The organism is Amycolatopsis sp. GM8, assembly GCF_021653975.1.
Taxonomy (GTDB): Bacteria; Actinomycetota; Actinomycetes; order Mycobacteriales; family Pseudonocardiaceae; genus Amycolatopsis_E.
On record NZ_JAJKFK010000001.1, the window covers coordinates 490,560 to 514,481 of the forward strand.

Genomic DNA, 23,922 nt, shown 5'->3' on the forward strand with positions numbered 1-23,922 from the left:
CCGCCACGTCGATGAGTTTGCCTCCCACGCGGGTGAGTTGGCCGCGTGGGAGGCAAACACCGTCACCTCAGCCGAGCGCGGCGTTGATCATCGCGCGGCCGACCGGGCCCGCGACCTTCGCGCCGACCGTGGCGAGGTCCAGGTTTCCGCCCGAGGTGACGACGACGGCGACGGCGATCTGCGGGTTGGCCCCCGGCGCGAACGCCACGTACCAGCCGTAGGGCTGCACGTGTTTCGGATCAGGGCCGTGCTCGGCGGTGCCGGTCTTGGACGCGATCTGGATCGCCGGGTTCTTGCCGGCCGTGCCGGAGTGGCTTTCCGACGCCTCCATCATCTCGGTCATCGTCGCGGCGACCTGCGGCGAGATCACGTTGTCGTGCAACGTCTCCGGCGTGAAGTCCTGGATCGTCGAGGAATCCGGCGCCTGCAAGGCTTTCACGAGCTGCGGCCGCATTTCCTTGCCACCGTTGGCGATCGTGGCCGCGATCATCGCGTCCTGCAGCGGCGTCTCCTGCACGTCGAGCTGCCCGATCCCGCTCTGGTACAGACCAGCTGTGCCGTTCGGGATGGTCAGGCAACTCTTGGCGGGCCCGACACACGACGGGACCACGCCGAGCGGCACGGACAGGTTGCTGTCGCCGAAGCCGAACTTGGCCGCCTGCGCGGCGACACCGGCGGCCCCGACGCGTCCCGCCAGCGTCGCGAACGCGGTATTGCAGGAAAACGCGAGCGCCGTCTTCATCGAGACCTGGCCGCCCACCGACTGCGGACAGGTCTCGCCGTCGAAGTTCTCCAGAGTGGTTGAGGTGCCGGGCAACGTGACCCGCGGCGCGGCGGGCAGATCGGGCGTGTTCTCGTCGCCGGTACCGCCCGACAGGGCGGCGGCCGACACCACGAGCTTGAACGTGGAGCCGGGCGCGTAGGCCTGCGAAACGGTCTGGTTGATGAGTGGACTCGTCGCCGACTGCGGATCGTCGCTGTTGTAAGCGGATCGCGCGGCCGCGGTGTCGTGTGTGGACAGTCCATTCGGGTCGTAAGAAGGCACGCTCACCATCCCGAGGATCTGCCCCGTCGACGGCTGGATGGCGACCGCCGCACCGGTGAAACCGTTGCGCACCATGGTGTCGTACCCGGCGGCCTGCACCTTGGGGTTGATGGTCAGTTGGACGTTCCCGCCGGTCCGGGTGTTCGAGGAGAGGTCTGTGAGCTGCCTCAGTTGCAGGCGGCTGTCGTTGCCGTTGAGGATCTGGTTCTCGGCGTACTCCATGCCGTGCGCGCCGGAGGTCACCGAGTAGTAGCCGGTGACCGGCGCGTAGAGCGGGCCGTCCGGGTAGGTGCGCAGGTACTTCAGCTTGTCGTCGGTCGCCGTCGAGGAGGCCAGCACCGTGCCGTCGGCGGCGGTGATCAGACCGCGCTCGACGTTGTACTGGTCGTAGAGCCGGCGAAGGTTGTCCGGATTGTTCGCATAGCTGTCGGCCTTGATCACTTGCACATAGGAATTGTTGGCCAGCAACAGAACCATGAGACTCAGCATCAGGATCCCGACCCTGCGGATCGCCCTGTTCACCCGCCCATTGTGCTCAGTGCCGCGTGTGGTCAGGGTTTGCGCATCAGGAACGTCGTCCGCGACCACTTGGCCGCGACGTCGAGCCGCACGGTGACGGTGAGCCCGGCTTGTGCCAGCAACGCCGCGATCCGGTCCCCGGGCAGGAGATACGACTCGTACGAGACCCGGTGCCCGCCGTAGCTGTGGGTCGGCCGCAGGTGCTCGTCGGCACCGATGTACGTGGCGAGCATCGCGTGCCCGCCGGGCGCGAGGGTGCGCTCGAACTCGGCGAACACGGCGGGCAACCACTCCGGCGGCGTGTGATGGGTCGAGTAGTGCGCCAGGATCCCGCCGAGCGCGCCGTCGGAGATGTCGAGCGCCGTCATCGAGCCGACGCTGAACCGCAGGTGCGGATGCGCGCGGCGGGCCTCGCCGATCATCTCGGGCGAAATGTCCACTCCGGACACAGCCACACCCAGTTCCGCCAGCAGCGCGGTCAGCCCGCCGGGCCCGCACCCCAGATCCGCGACCGGCCCTCGGACGACTTCCGCGAACGCGCCCAGGATCGCGCGCCCCAATGGAGCCAGCTCCGAGGCCGGATACCGCCGCGCATACTCGCCGGCCACGGTGTCATACGACTCCCGCACGGCTGCGAGATACGAAGGCTCACCCATCTCCCCGCACTCCACCGTCGAACTCGCTGTCCTGAATGTCGAACTCGCCGTCCTCAACGCACGACTCGCCGTCTCCCGCGTCGGACTCGCCGACGCGAAGCCCGCACCCCGCGAGTCCGACACTCACGACGGCGAGTCCGACGTTCACGACGGCGAGTTCTACGCTCGGGGGCGCGAGTTCGTCATTCGGCGGGTTCCGGTTGGGGGTCCAGGACGAGGTTCGCGGCCCACTCCGTGACCCGGCGCGCCACGTCCTGCGCGGTCAGCCCGACCCGGGCCAGGACCTCCTCGCGCGAGCCCTGCTCGTGGAATTCCTGCGGCACGGCCAGATCCCGCAGCGGCACATCGCATTCGGCGTCCCGCAGCAGGGCCGCGAGCGCCGAGCCGAACCCACCGTGCCGGCCGCTGTCCTCGACCGTCACCACGAGCCGGTGCGCCTTCGCCAGCCCGACCAGCTCCCGCGGCACCGGCACGACCCACCGCGGGTCGACCACCGTCACGCCGATCCCCTGGTCGGCCAGCCGCTCCGCCGCCGCGAGCCCCAGCTTCGCGAACGCGCCGACCGCGACCAGCAGCACATCCGCCCCCTCGGCGGGCTTGCGCAGCACGTCGACCACCCCGCGCCGCTCCACGGCCGGCACCGACGCGACGACGCTGCCCTTGGAGAACCGCAGCGCGGTCGGCCCGTCGGACACCGCGACCGCCTCGCGCAGCTCCTCCCGTAGCGTGTCGGCGTCCCGCGGCGCGGCGACCCGCATGCCCGGCACCATGCCGAGCAGCGACAGGTCCCACATGCCGTGGTGACTCGGCCCGTCCGGCCCGGTGATCCCGGCCCGGTCGAGCACCAGCGTGACCGGCTGCCGGTGCAGCGCGACATCCATCAGCAGCTGGTCGAACGCGCGGTTGAGGAACGTGGAGTAGACCGCCACCACCGGGTGCAGCCCGCCCATCGCCAGGCCCGCCGCCGACGTGACCGCGTGCTGCTCGGCGATTCCCACGTCGTACCAGCGGTCCGGGAAGCGCTCGGCGAACTTGTCCAGACCTGTCGAGCGCAGCATCGCCGCGGTGATCGCGACGACGTCCTCGCGCTCCCCGCCGATCTTCACCAGCTCGTCCGCGAACACCGACGTCCAGCTGCGGCCCTTCGGCTTGGGCAACCCCGTTTCCGGGTCGATCGGGTCGGTCTGGTGCATCTGGTCGTGGCCGTCGTTGACCGCCGGCGGGTACCCGTGCCCCTTCTCGGTGACCGCGTGCACGACGACCGGCCCGCCGAACGCCTTCGCCGCCGCGAACGCCTTCTCCAGCGCGACCAGGTCGTGCCCGTCCACCGGGCCGAAGTACTTCAGGCCGAGGTCGGAGAACATCATCTGCGGGCTCAGCGCGTCCTTGATGCCGGCCTTCGCCGCGTGCAGCGCCGCGTAGATCGTGCGGCCCACGACCGGCGTGTGCAGCAACAGCTCGCGCCCGCCGTCGAGCATCCGCTCGTAGCCGGGCTGCAGCCGCAGCGACGCGAGGTGTTCGGCGAAGCCGCCGATCGTCGGCGAGTACGAGCGCCCGTTGTCGTTGACCACGATCACCACCGGCCGGCCCGGCTCGGCGGCGATGTTGTTGAGCGCCTCCCAGCACATCCCGCCGGTGAGCGCGCCGTCGCCGACGACGGCGACCGTGTGCCGGCCACCGCCGGCCAGCTCGAACGCCTTCGACAGACCGTCCACATAGGACAATGCGGTGGACGCGTGGCTGTTCTCGACGAGATCGTGCTCACTCTCGGCCCGGATCGGGTACCCGCCGACACCGCCTTGCTGGCGGAGCTGGTCGAAACCCTCGTGCCGGCCGGTGACGATCTTGTGCACGTAGCTCTGGTGCCCGACGTCCCACACGATCGCGTCCCGCGGCGAGTCGAACACGCGGTGCAGCGCGATCGTCAGCTCGACGACCCCCAGGTTCGGCCCGAGATGCCCGCCGGACCGGCGCACGCGGTCGATCAGGAAGTCCCGGATCTCCCCCGCCAGCTGCTCCAACTGGCCCTGCCCCATGCGCTTGAGGTCGGCCGGTCCGTGCACAGACTCCAGCAACGTCACTTTCCACCTCACGTGTTCGATCCTGCGACCGTCCGCCCAGTGTACGAAGGAACGCTAACTCGTCACCCTACCCTTCCCAGGCCCACACGGACGGTGAGAACGTGGGCCGGATTACGTAACATCGCGAGCGCGAAGGGCAGGGGTGATGACGGACTTCTTCATCGACGGCGAGTGGGTCCCGGCGAAACTGGGTGGCAGCAGGCAGATCCACTGTCCCGCCGACGGCACCCTGGTCGGCACCGTCGGCGAAGGCACCCGCGAGGACACCGAAGCCGCCATCGCCGCCGCGCGCCGGGCGTTCGACACCGGTCCGTGGCCGTCCACACCGGCCGGCCAGCGCGGCGATTTCCTGTTGCGGGTGGCGGAACTCCTCGAACGCGACCGCGACGCCTACGCCCGCGCGGAATCGCTGGACACCGGAAAACGGCTGGTGGAAAGCGAATACGACGTGGCCGACATCGCGGCCTGCTTCCGGTATTTCGGCAAGCTCGCCGGTCAGGACGCCGGCCGCGTGGTGGACGCCGGGAGCCCGGACGTGTTCAGCCGCGTCGTGTACGAGCCGGTCGGGGTGTGCGGGCTGATCACGCCGTGGAACTACCCGCTGCTGCAGACGGCCTGGAAGGTCGCGCCCGCGCTCGCGGCCGGGAACACGTTCGTGCTCAAGCCCAGCGAGCTGACCCCGCACACCGCGATCCTGCTGATGCGCACGCTGACCGAGGCCGGATTGCCCGCGGGGGTGGCGAATCTCGTGCTCGGCGCGGGGCCACAGGCCGGCGCGCCGCTGTCCGAGCATCCGGACGTGGACCTGGTGTCGTTCACCGGCGGGCCGGCCACCGGCCGGGTCATCGCCGCGAACGCCGCGGTGACGGTCAAGAAGGTCGCACTCGAACTGGGTGGAAAGAACCCCAACGTGATCTTCGCCGACGCCGATTTCGACCTCGCCGTCGACTACACGCTCACCGCGGTGTTCCTGCACTCCGGGCAGGTGTGCTCGGCCGGGGCGCGGCTGGTGGTCCAGGAGGAGTTGCACGACCGGCTCGTCGGCGAGGTCGTCCGCCGCGCGGAGCGGATCCGGCTCGGCGGGCCGTTCGATCCGGACGCCGAGACGGGCCCGCTGATTTCGGCCGCGCACCTGGCGAAGGTCGACAAGTACGTCCAGACGGCGATCGCCGAGGGCGCGATCCTGCGCACCGGCGGCCGGCGCCCGGACAGCGAGTCCCTTGCCGGCGGCCATTTCTACCTCCCGACCGTGCTCGACGGTGTCCGGCAGGGCGGCTTCGCGGTCATCGAGGAGTCGTTCGGGCCGGTGCTAACGGTGGAGACGTTCACCGACGAGGACGACGCGGTCCGCATCGCGAACGACACGCACTACGGGCTCGCCGGCGCCGTGTTCACCTCGGACGCCTCCCGCGCGCAGCGGGTCGCGAACCGGCTGCGGCACGGCACGGTGTGGATCAACGACTACCACCCGTACCTGCCGCAGGCCGAATGGGGCGGCTTCAAGCAGTCCGGCTTCGGCCGCGAACTCGGCCCGACCGGACTCGCGGAGTACCAGGAGGCCAAGCACATCTACCAGAACCTGCGGCCGGCCCCGTCGCGCTGGTTCAGCGGCTGAGGCGGCCGCGCTCCACAGTGAGCTTCGCCGCGTCCGCCGCGGCCCGGCCGGCCATCCAGCCCGCGCCGTTGCTGACGGAATGGGTGCGGCGGCCCACGGTCGGGAACAGCTCGCTGAACAGCGTGTCCACCTCCTGACTGCGGCGGGCCAGTACCGGCAGCAGCCGCTCGTCCGCGACCCGCGCCGACGCCGCCGAATCCGCTTCCGCCAGGCGTTCCCGTATGCGCCCGGCGTAGGCCAGCAGGAACGCGTGCCGGAACGAGCGCGTCCCGGTGCCGTGGCGGCCCGCGGCGAGCATCGCCTCGGTGGCCTGGACCAGCAGTGACGTGGCCAGCAGTTCGACGAGGTCCAGATCCACGTCATGTCCGACGACGGCCAGGAAACCCAGCTTCTGGTACGAAACCGCCCGGCACCGGTTGGCCGACGCCACGGCCGAGACCAGCGCCGATTTCGCCGCCAGGTACGGCTGGTCCAGCCAGAACCGCCGCGCCGCGCCGGCCGACCGTGGCGACGCGACCAGCGCCTGCTCGAACGAATACCGGCTCATCAGCTCCTGCGCCTTCGCCGACAGCGCTTCGGCTTCCTCCGGGAACTGCGTCGACTCCGCCTTCGCCAGCAACGCCCGCACCCGCGCGAGCATCTTCTCGTCCACGCCCGTCGGCGACGGCTCGGACATTGGCAGCTCCGGCAGGGCAGGCAGTCGCGTGAACACGTCCAGCGCCCGCGCCACCTGCGACAACGCCTCGAACCGGTCGAGGCCCTCGCGCCGCGCGTACTGGCTCAACCGCGGCTCGTCCCGCCGCCACCACACCGCCGCGCCGATCTGCTCCAACTGCTTGTGCCACAACGGATGCACCGTCGCCGCGGGTCTGCTGTCCAGCTCGGCCGCGACGGCGTCCCCGGCGAGCGCCGCCGGCCCGGCACCAGCCCGGCGCACCGTGATCCGGTGCACGTCGTAGGGCTGCCATCCCTTGCGCAGCAACCGCCCGGCGGCCTCCACCAGCACCAGATCCGCCGCAGTGTCCACGAGCCGGTCGGCGAATCCCGGCCCGGTCAGCTCACGCACCACCGAATCCCGCCGGTTCGTCCAGGTGGCCGCACACAGCAACAGCGCGCTGATCTCGTCGAGGTCCTTCACCGGGGCACGACAAGCGCCACGCACTCGATGTGGTGCGTCATCGGGAACGCGTCGAACGCGCGCAGCCGCTCGAGCCGGTAGCCGGATCCGGCGAACGTGGCCAGATCCCGGGCCAGCGCGGCCGGATCGCAGGCCACATACACGATCCGCGCCGGGCGATGCTCCACAATGGACTCGACGACCTCGCGCCCGGCACCGGAACGCGGCGGGTCCAGCACGACCACCTCAGGCCGTTCTTTCAGATCCCGCAGCACATGCTCGACCCGGCCGCTCCGCCAATGCACCTGCGGCAGATCCGCCAGCACGGCCTCACCATCGGACACCGCACGCCGCCCCGACTCGACGGCCACCACGTTGCCGTCCGGGCCGACCTGCTCGGCCAGCACCGACGCGAACAGGCCGACGCCCGAGTAAAGGTCCCAGGCCACCGCGTCCCGTGGCGCGTCGGCCCAGTCCCGCACGACCTGCGCGAACGTGTCCGCCGCGGCGGGATGCCCCTGCCAGAACCCGTGCGCGTCGAGCTTCCAGTCGCGGCCGGCGGCGTGCTGCACGGCGATCCCGCCGGTGAGCTGCTTCGCCCGGCGCTTGCCCCGCACCACGCTCAGCTCGCGCACATGCGTCCGCCCGTCGCCGTCGGCGGTCACCTCCAGCTCGGTGCCCGGCCGCCAGCGCCGCGAAAGCACTGAGTCGAGCGCGCCCGGCACCGCGATCAGGCACTCCTCGACCGGCACGACGTCGTGGCTTCGATGCGCCCGCAATCCCGCCCGGCCCCCGTTTCCGGCGACCAGGCGCACCCGGGTCCGCCAGCCCAGCGGGCCGCCCGGCAGCGCCTCCACCGTGACCGGCAGGTCGATACCCGCGAGCCGGGACAGCTGTTCGGTGACCACCCGGGCCTTCAGCTCACGCTGGAACTCGGGCGTCGCGTGCTGCCAGTCGCAGCCCCCGCAGGCGCCCGGAGCGGCGAGCGGACACGGCGGCTCGACGCGTTCAGGCGCGGGTTTCAGCACGCGTACCGCGTCGGCCCGGCAGAACGAGCCGCCCTTGTCCTCGGTGACCTCGGCGAGCACCACCTCGCCGGGCAGAGCGTGCCGGACGAACACCACCCGGCCGTCCACACGCGACACACAGTGCCCGCCGTGCGCGACCGGGCCGACCTCGGCTTCGAGCGTCCGGCCGAGCCAGTTCACTTGCGCTCCGATTGGTACAGACCACGCCGGACGTCACCGGCGGCCGGCCGCGCCCGGGTCAGCCGGCGCGCCGCGGCCTGCGAAGAAGCGAGCTGCCACGGCACGCTCGCCACGACGACCCCGGGCTGGAACAGCAGCCGGCCCTTGAGCCGCAACGCGCTCTGGTTGTGCAGCAACTGCTCCCACCAGCGCCCGACCACGTACTCCGGGATGAACACGGTGACCACATTGCGCGGATTGTCCCCGCGCACCCGCTTCACGTAGTCCACCACCGGCTTGGTGATCTCGCGGTACGGCGACTCCAGCACCTTCAGCGGCACCTTGAACCCGCGCTTCTCCCATTCCGCGGTCAGCGCGCGGGTCTCCTGGTCGTCGACGTTGACCGTGACGGCTTCGAGCACGTCCGGCCGGAACGCCTTCGCGTACGCCAGCGCCCGCAGCGTCGGCAGGTGCAGCCTCGACACCAGCACCATCGCGTGGTTGCGCGAGGGCAGCACGCTGGGCTCGTTACCGTCCACTTCGGACAGCTCGGTGGCGACCCGGTCGTAGTGCCGCCGGATCCCGGTCATCAGCACGAAGATCACCACCATCGCGGCGATCGCGATCCACGCGCCGAGCAGGAACTTGGTGATCAGCACGATCACCAGCACGGTGCCGGTGCAGACCAGGCCGATCGCGTTGACCGTCTGCGAGCGCCGCATCCGGCGCCGCACCGACGAGTCGGTCTCCCTCGCCAGCAACCGGTTCCAGTGCCGGATCATGCCGGCCTGGCTGACCGTGAACGACACGAACACGCCCACGATGTACAGCTGGATCAGCCGGGTCACCTCGGCGTCGAACGCGATGATCAGCACCAGCGCGAACGCCGCCAGGAACAGGATGCCGTTGGAGAACGCGAGCCGGTCGCCGCGGGTGTGCAGCTGCCGGGGCAGGAACCGGTCCTGCGCCAGGATCGAGCCCAGCACCGGGAAGCCGTTGAACGCCGTGTTCGCCGCCAGCAGCAGGATGATCCCGGTGGCGAACGAGACATAGTAGAAACCCGGCGGGAAGCCCTGGAACACCGCCTCCGCGATCTGCGTGACGATGGTCTTCTGCTGGTAACCGGGCGGGGCACCGGCGAGCTGGCGCGCCGGGTCGTCGGCGAACTTGACGCCGGTGATGATCGCCAGCGAGATGATCCCGACCAGCATCGTCACCGCCAGCAGGCCCATCATGAGCAGCGTGGTGGCCGCGTTCTTCGACTTCGGCTTGCGGAAGGCGGGGACGCCGTTGCTGATCGCCTCGACCCCGGTCAGCGCCGCGGCGCCGGAGGAGAACGACCGCAGGATCAGGAACACGAACGCGAACCCGGTGAGCGAACTCTCCTCGTTCAGCTTGAACCCGGAGCTCTCGGCATGCAGCGGCGTGCCGCGCAGCGCCTCGATCAGGCCCCACAGGACCATCGCGAAAATGCCGATGATGAACCCGTAGGTCGGGATCGCGAAGGCCTTCCCCGACTCCCGCACGCCGCGCAGGTTCAGCGCGGTCAGCACGGCCACGATCAGCACCGCGAAGATGACCTTGTGCTCGGCGATGAACGGGATGGCCGACCCGATGTTCGCCACGCCCGACGAGGTCGAGACCGCCACGGTGAGCACGTAGTCCACCAGCAGCGCGCTCGCCACGGTCAGCCCGAACCGGCGGCCGAGGTTGGTGGTCGCGACCTCGTAGTCGCCGCCGCCGCTGGGATAGGCGTACACGTTCTGCCGGTACGAGGCCACCACGACCAGCATGACCAGCGCGACCGCGACCCCGATCCACGGCGCCAGCGAGTACGCGGACAGGCCCGCGACGCTCAGCGTCAGGAAGATCTCCTCGGGCGCGTAGGCCACGCTGGAGAGCGCGTCGGAGGCGAAGATGGGCAGCGCGATGCGCTTGGGCAGCAGGGTGTGGGACAGCCGGTCACTGCGGAACGGACGGCCGAGGACCAGCCTTTTTGCCACGGTCGCGAAGTTCGGCACGGTGAGAGACTAGTAGGGCGTCCGGGCAAGGTAGGTTCTGCGCTGGCGTAACGCGGGGAACCGCCGTTCGGGCTACGCACAGGAGGCAAGCGGGTGCACGTGGTGATCATGGGCTGCGGCCGGGTGGGCGCGTCCCTGGCCGCGGCGCTGGAGCGCCTTGGGCACGAGGTCGCGGTGATCGACAAGGCGCAGGACGCGTTCCGGCGGCTCGGCCCGGATTTCCACGGCAGGCAGATCGTGGGCATCGGGTTCGACCGCGAGGTGCTGATCGAGGCCGGGATCGAGCGGGCCGGCGCGTTCGCCGCCGTCTCCAGCGGCGACAACTCCAACATCATCTCCGCGCGGGTCGCGCGCGAGACCTTCGGCGTCGAGCACGTGGTGGCCCGGATCTACGACCCGAAGCGGGCCGCGGTGTACGAGCGGCTGGGCATCCCGACGGTGGCGACCGTGCCGTGGACGACCGACCGTTTCCTGCGCACCCTGCTGCCGGACGGCGTGGCGTCGGCGTGGCGGGATCCCACGGGCAACGTGGCGGTGCTGCAGCTGCCCCTGCACGACGACTGGGTCGGGCGCAGCGTGCGCGAGCTACAGGAAGCCACCGGCGCGCGGGTGGCGTTCGTGATGCGGTTCGGCACCCCGGTGCTGCCGGACGAGAAAACGGTGCTGCAGGCGGATGATCTGGTCTACGTGGCCGCGCGTTCCGGGACGGTCAGCGACGTCACGAGCGTCGCCGCGAAGGCCCCTGAGGAGGAGAGCTGATGAGGGTCGCGATCGCCGGTGCGGGCGCGGTGGGGCGCTCGATCGCCCATGAGCTCATCGACGGCGGCCACCAGGTCATGCTGATCGAGCGGCAGCCGGCGCAGTTCGAGCCGGAGACGGTCGAGCAGGCGGACTGGGTGCTCGGCGACGCTTGCGAGGTCTCGACACTGGAGGAGTCCGGGGTCGAGCGGTGCGACGTGGTGATCGCCGCGACCGGGGACGACAAGGTCAACGTCGTCGTTTCGCTGCTGGCCAAGACGGAGTTTGCGGTCCGCCGCGTCGTGGCGCGGGTGAACGACCCGGCGAACGAATGGCTGTTCACGGACTCGTGGGGGGTGGACGTCGCGGTGTCGACGCCGCGGATGCTCGCCGCGATGGTCGAGGAGGCGGTCAGCGTCGGCGACCTGGTGCGGCTGATGACGTTCCGGCAGGGGCAGGCCAACCTGGTGGAGCTGACGCTGCCGGCGGAGACGCCGCTGGCGGGCCGCCCGGTCAGCGAGATCGCACTGCCCCGCGACGCCGCCCTGGTGACGATCCTGCGCGGCGAGCGCGTGATCGTGCCGCAGCCCGAGGACCCCCTGGAGCCCGGCGACGAACTCCTGTTCGTGGCAAACGCCGAAGTCGAACCCGACGTCCGTGCGGCGTTGGGCTACTAGCCGCGAGTCCGACGCCCACGACGCCGAGTCCGACGCTCGAGACGCCGACTTCGACGCGAAACACCGCTGACGGGGCCGCCCTGTCAGCGACGTCCGCACGGCCCCACGGCTACTAGCCGCGAGTCCGCTGGCGGCTCAGCGCGCGGAGGGCTCCGGCGAAGAGCATCGCGCAGACCACGGTCAGGCCCAGCGAAGCGAGCAGGAGCACCCGGGTTCGTGCCGGCATGCCGCGATGGTGCCGAACCGGGCCGGGAGCGGTCCCCTAGGTCTCGTTCGGGCGTTCGCTGTACTTGAGCCGCAGGGCCGCTTCCACGTCGGTCTCCTCGGCGGTACGGGCCTCTCGCTGCTCCTTGAGGCGCTTGTCGGAGCGCCGCACCGCCCAGACGACCACCAGCAGCGCCAGCGCGTACAGCGGATAGCCCATCGCGATCTTCGCGAAGGCCAGCCAGCCCGTCTGGTCGGAGTCGTAGAGCCACCGCTGCACGACGAACCGGGCGGCGAACATCGCGGTCAGCACCAGCGTCGCCACGTCGTAGCCGAAACGCGAGGACTTGTCCCGGTGCCAGTCGGTGCCGGTGCCGTTCAGCGCGTTCCAGATCACGCCGACGAGCGGCCAGCGCACGATGATCGACAGCAGGAACACGCCGCCGTAGATGAGGCTCGCCCAGATGCCGAACAGGAAGAAGCCCTTGGCCGAACCCGTGCGGTAGGCGATGAACGCGGCGATGGCCACGCCGAAGAACCCGGAGATCGCCGGCTGCAGCGGTTCCTTGCGCACGACGCGCAGGATCGTGATCGCCACCGCGCTGCCGACCGCGCTCCAGATCCCGGCCTGCAGCCCGAAGAACGCGTTGATCAGGACGAACACCGCGATCGGCACCGAAGAGTAGATGAGCCCGGAGATACCGCCCATCTGTTCGAGCATGGTCGGTTCCGGCTTGTCCGGGGTCTTCTCTTCGGTGCCGGCGGGTTCAGTCACGGTATGAGTACCAACTCAGGAGGTCGTCTGCAGTTCGTAGAACGGGTTGTACAGCACCTTCTGGCCGTCGCGCTCGGCCATCCGGCCGCTCACCTTGATCGTGCGTCCTGGCTCGATGCCCGGGATCCGGCGCCGTCCGAGCCAGACTAGCGTCACGCCTTCCGTTCCGTCGAACAACTCAGCCCGTAGAGTGGCGGCCTTGTCTTCGGGGCAGAGCTCCACGCTGCGGAGTCTGCCGAGTACGGTCACCTCTTCGCCCGAACGGCAGTCGCAGGCGCGCCGCGCCCCGACCGCCTCGGATTTTTCGGAGAGATCGTCGGCGTCGAGCTCCTCGACGTCGCTGGTCAGCTTGCGAACCAGCCGGCTGAAGTAGCCGCCGTCTTTGGCGGACATAAGCGGTGCTCCTGTAGTCCGGGGCCCCCGACTAGAACGGCCCGTACCTGGTCAACGTTAACGTGGTCGTCTTCAGTTCCAGGCAAGGGAAACCGGTTTGCATCGAGAACGCAACGTGACGTCCGCTATGCCGCGGCGCCGGGCGGTGCTGTTGCCAGGAACCGGCTCGGACGAGGTCTTCGTCCGCGCTGTTTTCGCAGGTCCGCTGGCCGCGCTCGGCGTCGAGGCGGTGACGCCGCGGCCGCCGGGCGGCGAAAAACTCGCCGTGGGCTTCCTCACGTTGCTCGACGAACTGGCGGCGGACGGCCCGGTCCTGGCCGGCGGCATCTCGTTCGGCGCGCATCTGGCCGCCGAATGGGCCGTGCGGAATCCGGACCGGTGCGCCGGGCTGCTGCTCGCCCTGCCGGCCTGGCACGGCGAGCCGGGTGACGCGCCGGCCTCGCGTGCGGCGAAGGCGTCGGCGGACCTGGTGGACCGCGAAGGCGTCGAGAAAGCGCTGGCACTGTCGGTCGCGGGGGTCGCGCCGTGGCTGGCCGGCGAGCTGACCCGGACCTGGCGCCGGCACGGTGACGGCCTCGCGGCGAGCCTGCGGGTGGCCGCCGGCCGTCCGTCACCGACCCTCGCCGAACTGCGAGCACTCGGCGTCCCGGCCGGGATCGCGGCCTGCACCGACGATCCCGTGCATCCGGCGGCGGTCGCGCACGAATGGGCTGCCGCGCTGCCGCACGCGGCGGTCGCCGAGACGACCCTGGCCGCGCTGGGCGCCGACCGCCAATCCCTGGGCCGGGCCGCGGTCACGGCGTGGCAGCGCGCGGGCGGGTGCTGAACGGCTACCGGAACTCGATCATCAGGCCTGCTGGGCCTGCTGCTGTTCCGCGATGTGCTGGGCGACCGCGTCGGGCAGGGTGATCGGCAGCGGGGAGCGCACCGGCATCGGCGAGTCGCCGCGGACGACGATCGTGTCGCGGACGATCTCCCGCAGCACACCGGGCGCCTCCGCAGACGCGGACTGCGGGCCGGCGATGACCCCGCGCAGCATCCAGCGCGGCCCGTCGATGCCGACGAACCGCAGCGCGACGTCGCCGATCAGCGCCGACAGCTCGAACCCCCACTCGCCCTGGCCGGGCGAGACCCGGGCGCCGTCCTTGCGCAGCTGGTCGGTCAGCTCGGCGCCGACCTCGTCCCACAGCCCGCCGGACCGCGGCGCGGCGTAGGCGCTCACCGTGATCTGCCCCTGCGGGGTCACCACGTGCACCGCGCGCACCCCGCCGGCCTGCGGGTCCATCTCCACCTGGACCTGCGCGCCGTCCGGCACCGGCACCCGCACGGAACCCAGGTCGATCCGCGGCACCTCGTCCACCGGCGCGTCCGCCACGTCGAACGGCCCGTCGGTGACGATCGGCCCCTGGTCGTCGTAATCGCCGTAGTCCTCGTAGTCGCCGGGCTCCCCCGGCTCCTGCAGGGCGTGCCGGCCACGCGGCTGCTCCGGCTCCGGTGGTTGCCGCTTGCGTCCGAAGATGCCCACTACTTCCTCGCTCCTTCCCCGGTCACGCTGCTGTTCAGCGTGGCATGCCCACCGGTGGATCCGTAACCACCGGCACCCCGCTCGGATTCCGCGAGCTCGGCGACCTCCACGAACTCGGCGGTCTCCACGCGCTGTACGACGAGCTGCGCGATCCGGTCGCCCCGGGACAGCGTGAGCGGCTCGCGCGGGTCGTGGTTGATCAGGCACACCCGGATCTCGCCGCGGTAGCCCGCGTCGATCGTGCCCGGGGTGTTCACGACCGACAGCCCGGCGCGCGCCGCCAGCCCCGAGCGGGGATGCACGAAACCGGCGTAGCCCTCGGGCAGGGCGATCGCGATACCGGTGCCCACGACGACCCGTTCGCCGGGTCGCAGCACGACGTCGTCGGTGGTCACGAGATCGGCCCCGGCATCGCCGGGACGCGCGTAACGGGGAAGCGGCACACCCGGGTCGACCCGGGTAAGCAGGACCTGCACGATGGACACGGGCCGCGAGACTACCCTGAACGCGTGGGTGACAGCGCGAGTGCGGCCGGTGCGCGGGTGGACAGCACCGGGGACGCCGAGCAGAAGCGGTACAGCGAGCGGCTCTACGTGTCGTGGTGGGGCTGGCCGTTGCCGCTGATCGCGGCCGGACTGATCGCCGCCGAGATCGACATGAGCTTCCTCCCGGCGGACCTGGCCTGGCTGCCCTACGTGGTGCTGGTGGCGCTGATGGCCGCCTGGCTGCTGACGATGGGCCGGGCGAAGGTCGCGGTGACGGACCGCAGGCTGCTGGTGGGCAAGGCGAACCTGCCGCTCGGATTCGTCGGCGAGGTGGAGATCGTCCCGAAGGAACGCAAACGCAAGGCGATGGGGCCCGAGCTCGACCCCGCGGCGTTCGTGCTGCATCGCGGCTGGGTCGGCCCGGTCGTCCGGGTCCATCTGACGGATCCCGAAGACCCCACGCCCTACTGGGTTTTCAGTACTCGTAAACCGGAAACGGTGGCCGAGCTGCTACGCAAGTAGCCCGGCCGCCTCGTGCTCACGCGCAGTCGCGGCAGATCATCTGGCCGTTGTGCTCTTCGGCCAGCCGGCTGCGGTGGTGCACCAGGAAACACACGGAGCAGGTGAACTCGTCCGCCTGCTTCGGCACCACCTTGACGGTCAGATCCTCACCGGAGAGCCCGGACAGGTCCGCACCCGGAAGTTCGAAGTTCTCCGCGGTCGCGTCCTCGTCCACGTCCACCACGCCGGACTGGTTCTCGTTGCGCCGTGCCTTCAGCTCCTCCAACGAGTCTTCGGCCAGCTCGTCGGCTTCGCTGCGGCGCGGAGCGTCGTAGTCGGTCGCCATTGTCCCTCACCCCTGCGATCAGCTTGTCGATTTCCGAAGGACCCACGATGCGCGTCGTAAAGCCCTTCGTGCCGCTGGACAACGTTCCAGCGCCCCTGTTTGTGCCCACGCCCGTAGTGAGGCAGGTCTCTCTTCCGCAAGCGTTCCCGGAGACCCCCGGCTACGGCCGGAGCCCGCAGAGGGTAGCTCACGACATACCCGGACGTGCAACGTGTTAGACAAAGGTCCGCAGACGTCACTCAACAGGGGGAATGGGTCGCCTCAGAAACCCAGGTGACGGCGGATCGTGACCCACCCGAACGGCTGGGTCGCCGGTGGTGCACTGTAACGCTTAGGCTGATTGGGAACGAAGGTCCTGGTATGGGGGGACGGTCGGGAATTCGGGGAAGGGATCGGGCAGGTGGCGTCGGGGATCGGTTTCGGCAACCGCAAAAAACGGGGCTACCGCAAACGCCGCCCGCTGCCGGCCATCATCTTCATCGCGATCCTCTGCCTCGCCGCGATGGTCGTGTGGGTCCGCGCGATCACGAACAAGACGGACATCGACACGGCGCTGCGCTGCACACCGGCACCGGCCGCGGTGGACGGCGTCACCTTCACCTCGCTGGCACACACCGCGCTCGACGACACCGCACCGATTCCGCCGGACAAGATCGCGGTCAGGGTGCTCAACGCGAGCCAGGCGCGGGGCCAGGGCGCCATCACCACTGAAAGCCTGCGTGAGCTGGGCTTCACCCAGATAGCCCCGCCGGACAACGACAAGGCGTATCCGGCGCAGGACGCGAAGTGTCACGGTCAGCTGCGGTTCGGGGACAACGGCAGATCCGCCGCCCGCACGGTCAGTCTCGTCCTGCCGTGTGTGGAGCTGGTGAAGGACACCCGTGCGGACGCGTCGGTGGACTTGGCGATCGGGACCGCGTTCGGCGACGTGCAGCCGACCCAGCAGGCCCGCCAGATCCTGCAGCAGCTGCAGCAGTGGTCGACACAGCATCCGGGGGCCGGCGGCAACGAGCAGTCCGCAGCGAGCGCCCCGGCGATCGACCCGGCTCTGCTGACCGCGGCTCGCAACGTCTCCTGTTAGCCCGGGCTATACCTGGTCAATCCCGCATTCGATCAGCAGGGCGCGCAGCGGTTGCGCGATCGAGGACGCGGCGACGAAGGTCGCGTCCGCACCCAGTTCCGGGTCCTCACCCGGTAACGACACCGTGGCACCGGCCTCGGCGGCGATGAGCGCGCCCGCCGCCCAGTCCCACCGGTGCAGCCCGTGCTCGACATACGCGTCCAGCCAGCCCGCCGCGGTCGCGCACAGGTCGAGCGACGCCGCGCCGGCCCGCCGGATGTCGCGCACCCGCGGCACCAGTTCCAGGACCACCGCGGCCTGCCGCGCCCGGCGCTCTGCGTCGTATGCGAACCCGGTGCCGACGAGCGTCAGGTCGAGCCGGGGCGGCGACGAGACGTGCAGCGGCCGCCCGTCGAGCCAGGCGCCCTGCCCGCGGACCGCCGTCCAGCAGCGCCCACTGACCGGTTCGACCACCGCGCCCGCGACCGAGACACCGTCGATCTGCGCGCCCACCGACACGGCGAAACCCGGTGCGCCGTAAAGGAAGTTGACCGTGCCGTCGATGGGGTCGACCACCCACGTCACGCCGTCCCCGGCCGCACCGCCCTCCTCCTCGCCGAGCACCTCGTCGCCGGGACGCAGCTCGGCCAGCCGTTCCCGGATCAGCCGCTCCGAGGCGCGGTCCACGGCGGTCACCACGTCGGTCTCGGTGGACTTGGTGTCGACCTGCACGGGTTCGCCTGTCAACATGGCTGCACGGGCGCGGCGCACCAGGTCGGCGGCCTCCTCGGCCACCCGGACGGCGATGTCTCGCAACTGCGGCGATTCGGTCTCGTTGACTCCCACGCCACCATGTCACCACACCCGGTTAAAGTCTCGTGGACAGGCTTCTGAATCGAACAGGAAGGGATCACGCCAATGACGGCGACCCGTGGTTTCGGTATCGACATCGGCGGCAGCGGTATCAAGGGCGCCCTTGTCGACCTGGAAAAGGGCGCGCTCATTGGCGACCGCCTCCGGATCGACACCCCGCAGCCCTCGACCCCCGAAGCGATCGCCGACGTGGTGCTCAAGGTCGTCCGCCACTTCGACTGGGACGGCCCGGTCGGCATCACGCTGCCCGCGGTGATCAAGAAGGGTTTCGCGCACACCGCGGCGAACATCGATCCCAAGTGGATCGGCACCGACGCGGACGCGCTGTTCGCCGACGTGCTCGGCCGCTCGACCGACGACATCGCGATGCTGAACGACGCCGACGCCGCCGGGATGGCCGAGATCCGCTTCGGCGACCCGGCCGCCCGCCACGGCGTGACCACCTTGCTCACCTTCGGCACCGGGATCGGCAGCGCCGTCTTCCAGGACGGCAAGCTGGTGCCCAACACGGAATTCGGCCATCTCGAGGTCGACGGGCACGACGCGGAGAAGCGCGCGGCCGCGTCGGTGAAGGACAACGAGGGTCTGTCGTATCCGCACTGGGCCAAGCGAGTCAGCCGTTATCTGAATGTGCTCGAAAATCTCATCTGGCCGGACCTGTTCATCGTGGGCGGCGGGGTCAGCAAGAAGTCCGAGCGGTGGGTGCCGCTACTGGAGGTCCGCACCAAGGTTCTGGTCGCATCGTTGCAGAACAACGCGGGGATCGTGGGTGCGGCGGCCGCGGCGGTCGAGGGCATCGAGCACTGAGTCCGCCGCGCCGCGGATCGGCCCAACGATGATCGGCCCGCAACCTTGCGCGTATCGTCGTTACAATGGAACACGGCCCACGGTCGCGGAGGCAAGAACCGCAGGCCGCGGGACGTTCCCCGAATCTGAGGCAGCTGGGACCCGGTTCCGGCTCGCCGTGATCGACCGCTGCGAAAGGGCGTACGTGGCACCCGCAAAAACCGCTACTCGAAGCGGCACGAAGACGACAAGCGCGGAACCCGACGCAGGCGACGAGGCCGCCGCCACCGAGCAGAACGGCACCGCCGCCAAGAAGCCGGCCGCCCGTAAGACGGCAGCGAAGAAGGGCCCGGCCAAGACTCGTGGCGCCCGCAAGCCCGGCGCCAAGGGCGAGGACGGCGACGGTCCCGACGCCGACGGTCCCGGCACCGACGAGGAGCTGGAGGACGTCGACCTCGAGGCCGACCTGGCCGACCTGGAAGAGGTCGAGGTGGACGTCGTGGACGCGACGGTCACCGAAGAGGAAGCCGAGCCCGAGGACGACGACGCGCCGACGCCGCGCGCCGAGCGCACCAAGCACCCTGGCCCGAAGTCGTCGAACGACCCCGATTTCGTCTGGGACGAGGAGGAGTCGGAGGCGCTGCGGCAGGCCCGCAAGGACGCCGAGCTCACCGCCTCGGCCGACTCGGTGCGTGCCTACCTCAAGCAGATCGGCAAGGTCGCGCTGCTCAACGCCGAGGAGGAGGTGGAGCTCGCCAAGCGGATCGAGGCCGGGCTCTACGCCGCCGAGCGCGTCCGCGTCGCCGAGGAGGAGGGCGAGAAGCTCGCCACCCAGATGCGCCGCGATCTCAAGTGGATCGTGCGCGACGGCGAGCGCGCCAAGAACCATCTGCTGGAGGCGAACCTCCGGCTGGTCGTCTCGCTGGCGAAGCGCTACACCGGCCGTGGCATGGCGTTCCTGGACCTGATCCAGGAGGGCAACCTCGGTCTGATCCGCGCGGTCGAGAAGTTCGACTACACCAAGGGCTACAAGTTCTCCACGTACGCCACGTGGTGGATCCGCCAGGCGATCACCCGCGCGATGGCCGACCAGGCCCGCACCATCCGGATCCCGGTGCACATGGTCGAGGTGATCAACAAGCTCGGCCGGATCCAGCGCGAGCTGCTCCAGGACCTCGGGCGCGAGCCCACCCCGGAGGAGCTGGCCAAGGAGATGGACATCTCGCCGGAGAAGGTGCTGGAGATCCAGCAGTACGCCCGCGAGCCCATCTCACTGGACCAGACCATTGGCGACGAGGGCGACTCGCAGCTCGGTGACTTCATCGAGGACTCCGAGGCGGTCGTCGCGGTCGACGCGGTGTCGTTCACGCTGCTGCAGGATCAGCTGCAGTCGGTGCTGCAGACACTGTCCGAGCGCGAGGCGGGTGTGGTGCGGCTGCGCTTCGGTCTCACCGACGGCCAGCCCCGCACGCTGGACGAGATCGGCCAGGTCTACGGCGTGACCCGCGAGCGGATCCGCCAGATCGAGTCGAAGACGATGTCCAAGCTGCGGCACCCGTCGCGCTCGCAGGTGCTGCGCGACTACCTGGACTGAGCACACGCTTTCCCGCGAGGGGCCCGCCACGAAGAGGTGGCGGGCCCCTCGTTTTCGGTTGGGACGGTGTGCAACGAAGTCCGTGATCTTCTACGCCAGCCCCTCGCCCGACCACCACCCCCGATCGACGCGCTTCGCGCGGCTAGCATGCCCGGATGGGCATCACGCGAACGCTCGACGTAGACGAAATCCTTGCGCGACAGGAATCCGGTGAGCTGAAGCGGCATCTGCGCGGCCGTGACCTCGTCGGGTTCGGGGTCGGCATCATCATCGGGACCGGCATCTTCACCCTCGCCGGAGTGGAGGCGAAGACCCACGCCGGGCCGGCGGTCACGCTGTCGTTCGTGATCGGCGCGGTCGTCGCGGCGCTCGCCGCCCTCTGTTACGCCGAACTGGCCTCCAGCGTGCCGACCGCGGGAAGCGCTTACACGTACGCGTTCGCGACGCTGGGCGAGGTGTTCGCCTGGGTCATCGGCTGGGACCTGCTGCTGGAGTTCGCGCTCGGCGCGGCCGTGGTTTCCCGTGGCTGGTCGGGATATCTGGCGAACCTGCTCGGCCTGCCGTCGCAGTGGTTCGGTGAGGACGCGACGGTCAACGTCGGCGCCGTGGCGATCATCGCGGTGCTGACCGTCGTCGCGGTGCTGGGCATCCGCGAGTCCGCGTGGCTGACGAACGTGCTGGTGGTCGTGAAGGTCTCGGTGTGCGTGCTGATCGTCGCGGTCGGCGCGTTCTTCGTCCGCAAGGCGAACCTCGTCCCGTTCATCCCGCCGGCACAGCCGTCCGGCTCGGACGGTGGCGTGCTGAAACAGCCGGTGATCCAGGCCGGGCTCGGACTTTCGCCGTCGGTCTACGGGTTCGCCGGGGTGGTCAGCGCGGCGGCCATCGTCTTCTTCGCCTACACGGGTTTCGAGGCGCTGGCGAACCTCGGCGAGGAGACCCGCAACCCGCGCAAGGATCTGCGGGTCGGCATCCTCGGCGCGCTCGCCGTGTGCGCGGTGCTGTACATCGCGGTGTCCTTCGTGCTGACCGGCATGGTGCCGTTCACGGACATCGACGCGGGCGCCCCGCTGGCCGCCGCGTTCGACTCGGTGGGCCAGCACTGGATCGGCGCGCTGATCTCGGTGGGCGCGGTCACCGGGCTGACCTCGGTGATGATGGTCGAGCTCGTCACGATCGGCCGGATCGGGTTCGCGATGGGCCGCGACGGGCTGCTGCCGAAACGGCTGGGCCGCACGCATCCGAAATGGGGCACGCCGCACCTGATGACGATCGGCGGCGCGGTCGTCATCGCCGTGCTCGCCGCGTTCGTGCCGATCACCGAACTGTCCGACATGGTCAGTATCGGCGCGCTGTCGGCGATGATCATCGTGGCGATCGCCGTGCCCGTGCTGCGCCGGAAGCGCCCGGATCTGCGGCGGCCGTTCACGGTGCCGTTCTCGCCGGTGGTGCCGATCGTCGCCGCGCTGGCGTGTTTCTACCTGATGCTGAACCTCGACGTGCTCACCTGGATCCGGTTCGCCGTGTGGCTCGCGCTCGGGCTGGTGATCTACTTCGGTTACGGCCGCAAGCATTCCCGGTTCGCTACGCCCACAGTCGCGGAGCCAGGCCCGCGTTCGTGACGAGTTCCTCGGCGGCCTGCCGCTCCGCTGCTTCGACCACGAGCAGCAGGCCGCCGGGGGTGGTCATGGTTTCGCGGCGCAGTGCGAGCACGAGCCGTTCGAGCAGCTGCCCGTGCACACCACGGTCGCCGAGCGACGGGTAAGTGTCCACTATGGACGCGATCGCGCCGCCGGGCCCGGTTCGCAGGCCGCCGACGAGCACGAAATGCCCGGCCCGCCACCGAGAAGTCCAGAACGGCGGGAGCCCGCCTTCGAGATAGTCCAGCAACGCGCGGTCCGGGGTGTCGTGCGCGCCGAACTCGCCGGTGTCCACATTGGCCACCGGCGCGACCCAGTTCAGCTGATACAGGCCGGAAAGCAGCGTGCCGAGCTTGCCGGTGTCCCAGTCCCCGCTGGCCGGGACCGCGAGCAAACTGCCTTCCGACAACGTTTCGACCGCCCTCGCGACCCCCGTCGGCGTCGCGCCCTCGTCGGCCGGGTCGGTCGCGCGGGGCAGCTGGAGGCGGTAGTCCTCGCGGCCCTTCTCCCCCGGCGGCCACGTCGGTGTCCGGTCCACGGCGAGCCGGACCCCGGCCGCGACCGCCGCCTCGTCCTGGTCCCGCACGGCGATTCCCTTGGCACGCAAGGAAACCAGCGTGACGAAGGCGCCGCACAGCTCGTTCTTCTGCGGCATCTCCGCGCGCGCTCGCGTCACCAGTTCCGGGGCTCCCGGAAACCACCGTATGCCGTTGAGCAATTCAGTACCGCCACAGATGCGCGGCGACGATCTCGTCGATGTCACGTTCAGCGGCCCATTTCAGGTCCGACTCGCGGACCGCGCGGAAGGCACCGAGCAGTTCCTCGCCCAATACCCCGGTGATGCGCGGCGACGAAATCAGCGCCGCGTCCTGTTCCGCGGGCGTCCTCGGCAGTCGCGTGACCCCCGCCGCGGCCCGGCGCTCCTCGGTCCAGGTGCCCGGATCCTCGGCGATCGGCTCAGGCAGGGTAAGCGCTTCCTCGATCCCGGCGAGCCCGGCCGCGAGCACCACGGCCAGTGCGAGATAAGGGTTCGCCGACGCGTCGGAGGGCTTGAGCTCGACGTTCGCGTGGGCGGTGCCCAGCAGCTCGCTGTCGGGCACGTACCGCAGCGGCGCCTCGCGGTTCTCGACGCCCCAGAACCCGTAGGCGCTGGCGAAGTAGCCGGGCCGCAACCGCGCCGTCGACGGCACGCTGGGCGCGGTGACGGCGGTCAGCGCGGGCAGATCCCGCAGCAGGCCGGCGAGATAGCCGGCACCTTCCGCATCGGGAATCCCGGCCAGCAGGTTGCATCCATTACGCCACAAGGAAGTGTGCAGATGCCAGCCGTTGCCCACCGCCTCCGGATCGACGACCGGCGCGAAGCTCGCCCGCAGACCGTGCGCGTGCGCCGCGGCGTGGATGGTCTGGCGGGCCAGTAGCTGGTCGTCGGCCGCCGCGACCGGATCGGTGGCCCGCAGGGAGAGTTCGAGCTGGGCGAGCCCGTACTCGGCGTGCAACTGGTAGAGCGGCAGGCCGTTCGCCTCGAAATCATGGAGTAGTGCGGCGATGAACGCGTCCAGCTCGACCAGTGCGTGCGGGCTGTAGGCGGGACCTCGGTGCCCGGGCGACGACGCGATGTCCGGGCTTCCGGCCGGGGCGACCGCGAACTCCAGCTCGTAGCCCGCGCGCAGCTCGAAGCCACGCTCGGCCGCGGCCGCGACCTGGCGCTCCAGCACGCTCCGCTGGCAGTAGGGCCACGGCGAACCGTCCGCGGCAACCTGCCGGACCGGCGCCCAGGCGAGCGCGGGTTGGCCGGCGAGCCGGCGCAGCCGCTCGATGACGGGCACCAGCCGGATGTCGCCGGACGGCGTCGCGAGGAGCGGGTGGGCGTAGGTGATCGTGTCGTGGGAATCGAAGACTGCGAATAGCGTAGTGGCGCCGACACCGCGCGTGGCCGCTTCGCCGAGACCGGCGATCGGCACGATGCGTGACCGTGGGATGCCGTTGTTGTCGGCCCACGCCAGCTGTGCCCCGGCTACGCCGGCGGCCGCCAGGTCCTTCGCGGCGGCCGATGCTGCCTTGGTCATGAAGTGAAGTGTCTCACGTGC

Annotated in this window: 24 protein-coding genes; 9 read left to right on the top strand and 15 right to left on the bottom strand. The window is 70.3% G+C overall.

The genetic code is table 11. The annotated features are described in order from the left end of the window. Nucleotides 1–67: 67 nt before the first annotated feature. The 4 genes from LOZ83_RS02360 to dxs are packed head-to-tail and all read right to left on the bottom strand — an operon-like array spanning nucleotide 68 to nucleotide 4,301. On the bottom strand, nucleotides 68–1,567 hold the full coding sequence (locus LOZ83_RS02360) for a penicillin-binding transpeptidase domain-containing protein (RefSeq protein WP_236788319.1): 1,500 nt from the start codon (nucleotides 1,565–1,567) through the stop codon (nucleotides 68–70). A 29-nt stretch (nucleotides 1,568–1,596) separates the two neighbouring features. After that, nucleotides 1,597–2,220, bottom strand: a complete 624-nt coding sequence (locus LOZ83_RS02365) for a class I SAM-dependent methyltransferase (protein WP_236788320.1) — start codon at nucleotides 2,218–2,220, stop codon at nucleotides 1,597–1,599. Further along, entirely contained in the window at nucleotides 2,213–2,368 is a 156-nt protein-coding gene (locus LOZ83_RS02370) for a hypothetical protein (RefSeq protein WP_236788323.1), read from the bottom strand. Before LOZ83_RS02370 ends, LOZ83_RS02365 begins: the two co-directional genes overlap by 8 nt. Before the next feature lie 34 nt (nucleotides 2,369–2,402). Beyond that, a complete protein-coding gene (gene dxs, locus LOZ83_RS02375) occupies nucleotides 2,403–4,301 on the bottom strand; it encodes a 1-deoxy-D-xylulose-5-phosphate synthase (RefSeq protein WP_236788324.1) in 1,899 nt (632 codons plus the stop codon). A gap of 145 nt (nucleotides 4,302–4,446) precedes the next feature. Between dxs and LOZ83_RS02380 the strand changes: the two genes are divergently transcribed. Continuing rightward, a complete protein-coding gene (locus tag LOZ83_RS02380) occupies nucleotides 4,447–5,916 on the top strand; it encodes an aldehyde dehydrogenase family protein (protein WP_236788325.1) in 1,470 nt (489 codons plus the stop codon). On the opposite strand, the gene LOZ83_RS02385 is transcribed toward LOZ83_RS02380, so the two are convergent. Genes LOZ83_RS02385 through LOZ83_RS02395 form a run of 3 tightly spaced genes read right to left on the bottom strand, consistent with a single transcriptional unit; the run spans nucleotide 5,906 to nucleotide 10,241 of the window. Next, the gene (locus LOZ83_RS02385; protein ID WP_236788326.1) at nucleotides 5,906–7,054 is read right to left on the bottom strand and encodes a DUF2786 domain-containing protein; all 1,149 of its coding nucleotides are present in this window, start codon (nucleotides 7,052–7,054) and stop codon (nucleotides 5,906–5,908) included. The genes LOZ83_RS02380 and LOZ83_RS02385 overlap by 11 nt on opposite strands. After that, the gene (locus tag LOZ83_RS02390) at nucleotides 7,051–8,241 is read right to left on the bottom strand and encodes a class I SAM-dependent RNA methyltransferase (protein WP_236788327.1); all 1,191 of its coding nucleotides are present in this window, start codon (nucleotides 8,239–8,241) and stop codon (nucleotides 7,051–7,053) included. The genes LOZ83_RS02385 and LOZ83_RS02390 overlap by 4 nt, the downstream gene beginning before the upstream one ends. Next, the gene (locus LOZ83_RS02395; RefSeq protein WP_236788328.1) at nucleotides 8,238–10,241 is read right to left on the bottom strand and encodes an APC family permease; all 2,004 of its coding nucleotides are present in this window, start codon (nucleotides 10,239–10,241) and stop codon (nucleotides 8,238–8,240) included. Before LOZ83_RS02395 ends, LOZ83_RS02390 begins: the two co-directional genes overlap by 4 nt. 93 nt (nucleotides 10,242–10,334) lie before the next feature. Here LOZ83_RS02395 and LOZ83_RS02400 point away from each other — a divergent pair, with 93 nt between their 5' ends. Together LOZ83_RS02400 and LOZ83_RS02405 are read left to right on the top strand one after the other, a co-directional pair. Beyond that, complete coding sequence (locus tag LOZ83_RS02400; protein ID WP_236788329.1) at nucleotides 10,335–11,000, top strand: TrkA family potassium uptake protein; 666 nt, start codon at nucleotides 10,335–10,337, stop codon at nucleotides 10,998–11,000. Beyond that, nucleotides 11,000–11,656: a TrkA family potassium uptake protein gene (locus LOZ83_RS02405; RefSeq protein ID WP_236788331.1), complete on the top strand. Its 657-nt coding sequence runs from the start codon at nucleotides 11,000–11,002 to the stop codon at nucleotides 11,654–11,656. The genes LOZ83_RS02400 and LOZ83_RS02405 overlap by 1 nt, the downstream gene beginning before the upstream one ends. Before the next feature lie 262 nt (nucleotides 11,657–11,918). Here LOZ83_RS02405 and LOZ83_RS02410 read toward each other — a convergent pair whose 3' ends face one another. Both LOZ83_RS02410 and LOZ83_RS02415 read right to left on the bottom strand, forming a co-directional pair. After that, complete coding sequence (locus LOZ83_RS02410; protein WP_236788333.1) at nucleotides 11,919–12,635, bottom strand: DUF3159 domain-containing protein; 717 nt, start codon at nucleotides 12,633–12,635, stop codon at nucleotides 11,919–11,921. 15 nt (nucleotides 12,636–12,650) lie between these two features. Beyond that, a complete protein-coding gene (locus LOZ83_RS02415) occupies nucleotides 12,651–13,028 on the bottom strand; it encodes an OB-fold nucleic acid binding domain-containing protein (protein ID WP_236788334.1) in 378 nt (125 codons plus the stop codon). A gap of 115 nt (nucleotides 13,029–13,143) precedes the next feature. Between LOZ83_RS02415 and LOZ83_RS02420 the strand changes: the two genes are divergently transcribed. After that, entirely contained in the window at nucleotides 13,144–13,854 is a 711-nt protein-coding gene (locus LOZ83_RS02420) for an alpha/beta hydrolase (protein ID WP_374202608.1), read from the top strand. A 21-nt stretch (nucleotides 13,855–13,875) separates the two neighbouring features. Here the strand turns inward: LOZ83_RS02420 and LOZ83_RS02425 are convergent, their stop codons facing one another. Then, complete coding sequence (locus LOZ83_RS02425) at nucleotides 13,876–14,553, bottom strand: DUF3710 domain-containing protein (RefSeq protein ID WP_236788335.1); 678 nt, start codon at nucleotides 14,551–14,553, stop codon at nucleotides 13,876–13,878. Next, nucleotides 14,553–15,038, bottom strand: a complete 486-nt coding sequence (gene dut, locus LOZ83_RS02430) for a dUTP diphosphatase (RefSeq protein ID WP_236788336.1) — start codon at nucleotides 15,036–15,038, stop codon at nucleotides 14,553–14,555. Before dut ends, LOZ83_RS02425 begins: the two co-directional genes overlap by 1 nt. Before the next feature lie 24 nt (nucleotides 15,039–15,062). Here dut and LOZ83_RS02435 point away from each other — a divergent pair, with 24 nt between their 5' ends. After that, on the top strand, nucleotides 15,063–15,560 hold the full coding sequence (locus tag LOZ83_RS02435; RefSeq protein ID WP_374202609.1) for a DUF3093 domain-containing protein: 498 nt from the start codon (nucleotides 15,063–15,065) through the stop codon (nucleotides 15,558–15,560). A gap of 16 nt (nucleotides 15,561–15,576) precedes the next feature. On the opposite strand, the gene LOZ83_RS02440 is transcribed toward LOZ83_RS02435, so the two are convergent. Further along, a complete protein-coding gene (locus tag LOZ83_RS02440) occupies nucleotides 15,577–15,885 on the bottom strand; it encodes a DUF4193 domain-containing protein (protein WP_144644933.1) in 309 nt (102 codons plus the stop codon). Between the two features lie 400 nt (nucleotides 15,886–16,285). On the opposite strand from LOZ83_RS02440, the gene cei reads away from it, so the two are divergent. Beyond that, nucleotides 16,286–16,966, top strand: a complete 681-nt coding sequence (gene cei / locus LOZ83_RS02445; RefSeq protein ID WP_236788337.1) for an envelope integrity protein Cei — start codon at nucleotides 16,286–16,288, stop codon at nucleotides 16,964–16,966. A 6-nt stretch (nucleotides 16,967–16,972) separates the two neighbouring features. Here the strand turns inward: cei and LOZ83_RS02450 are convergent, their stop codons facing one another. Further along, nucleotides 16,973–17,791, bottom strand: coding sequence for an inositol monophosphatase family protein (locus LOZ83_RS02450; RefSeq protein WP_236788338.1), 819 nt, complete (start codon nucleotides 17,789–17,791; stop codon nucleotides 16,973–16,975). A 72-nt stretch (nucleotides 17,792–17,863) separates the two neighbouring features. Here LOZ83_RS02450 and ppgK point away from each other — a divergent pair, with 72 nt between their 5' ends. The 3 genes from ppgK to LOZ83_RS02465 all read left to right on the top strand — a co-directional run bounded on the left by ppgK (nucleotide 17,864) and on the right by LOZ83_RS02465 (nucleotide 21,817). Then, a complete protein-coding gene (ppgK, locus tag LOZ83_RS02455) occupies nucleotides 17,864–18,625 on the top strand; it encodes a polyphosphate--glucose phosphotransferase (RefSeq protein WP_236788340.1) in 762 nt (253 codons plus the stop codon). A gap of 184 nt (nucleotides 18,626–18,809) precedes the next feature. Next, the gene (locus LOZ83_RS02460; RefSeq protein WP_236788342.1) at nucleotides 18,810–20,198 is read left to right on the top strand and encodes an RNA polymerase sigma factor; all 1,389 of its coding nucleotides are present in this window, start codon (nucleotides 18,810–18,812) and stop codon (nucleotides 20,196–20,198) included. Between the two features lie 155 nt (nucleotides 20,199–20,353). After that, complete coding sequence (locus LOZ83_RS02465; protein ID WP_236788343.1) at nucleotides 20,354–21,817, top strand: amino acid permease; 1,464 nt, start codon at nucleotides 20,354–20,356, stop codon at nucleotides 21,815–21,817. Here LOZ83_RS02465 and LOZ83_RS02470 read toward each other — a convergent pair. Further along, a complete protein-coding gene (locus LOZ83_RS02470) occupies nucleotides 21,780–22,511 on the bottom strand; it encodes a hypothetical protein (RefSeq protein WP_236788344.1) in 732 nt (243 codons plus the stop codon). The two genes, LOZ83_RS02465 and LOZ83_RS02470, sit on opposite strands and share 38 nt — an antisense overlap. A gap of 43 nt (nucleotides 22,512–22,554) precedes the next feature. Next, entirely contained in the window at nucleotides 22,555–23,901 is a 1,347-nt protein-coding gene (locus tag LOZ83_RS02475) for a glutamine synthetase family protein (protein WP_236788345.1), read from the bottom strand. Nucleotides 23,902–23,922 lie beyond the last annotated feature (21 nt).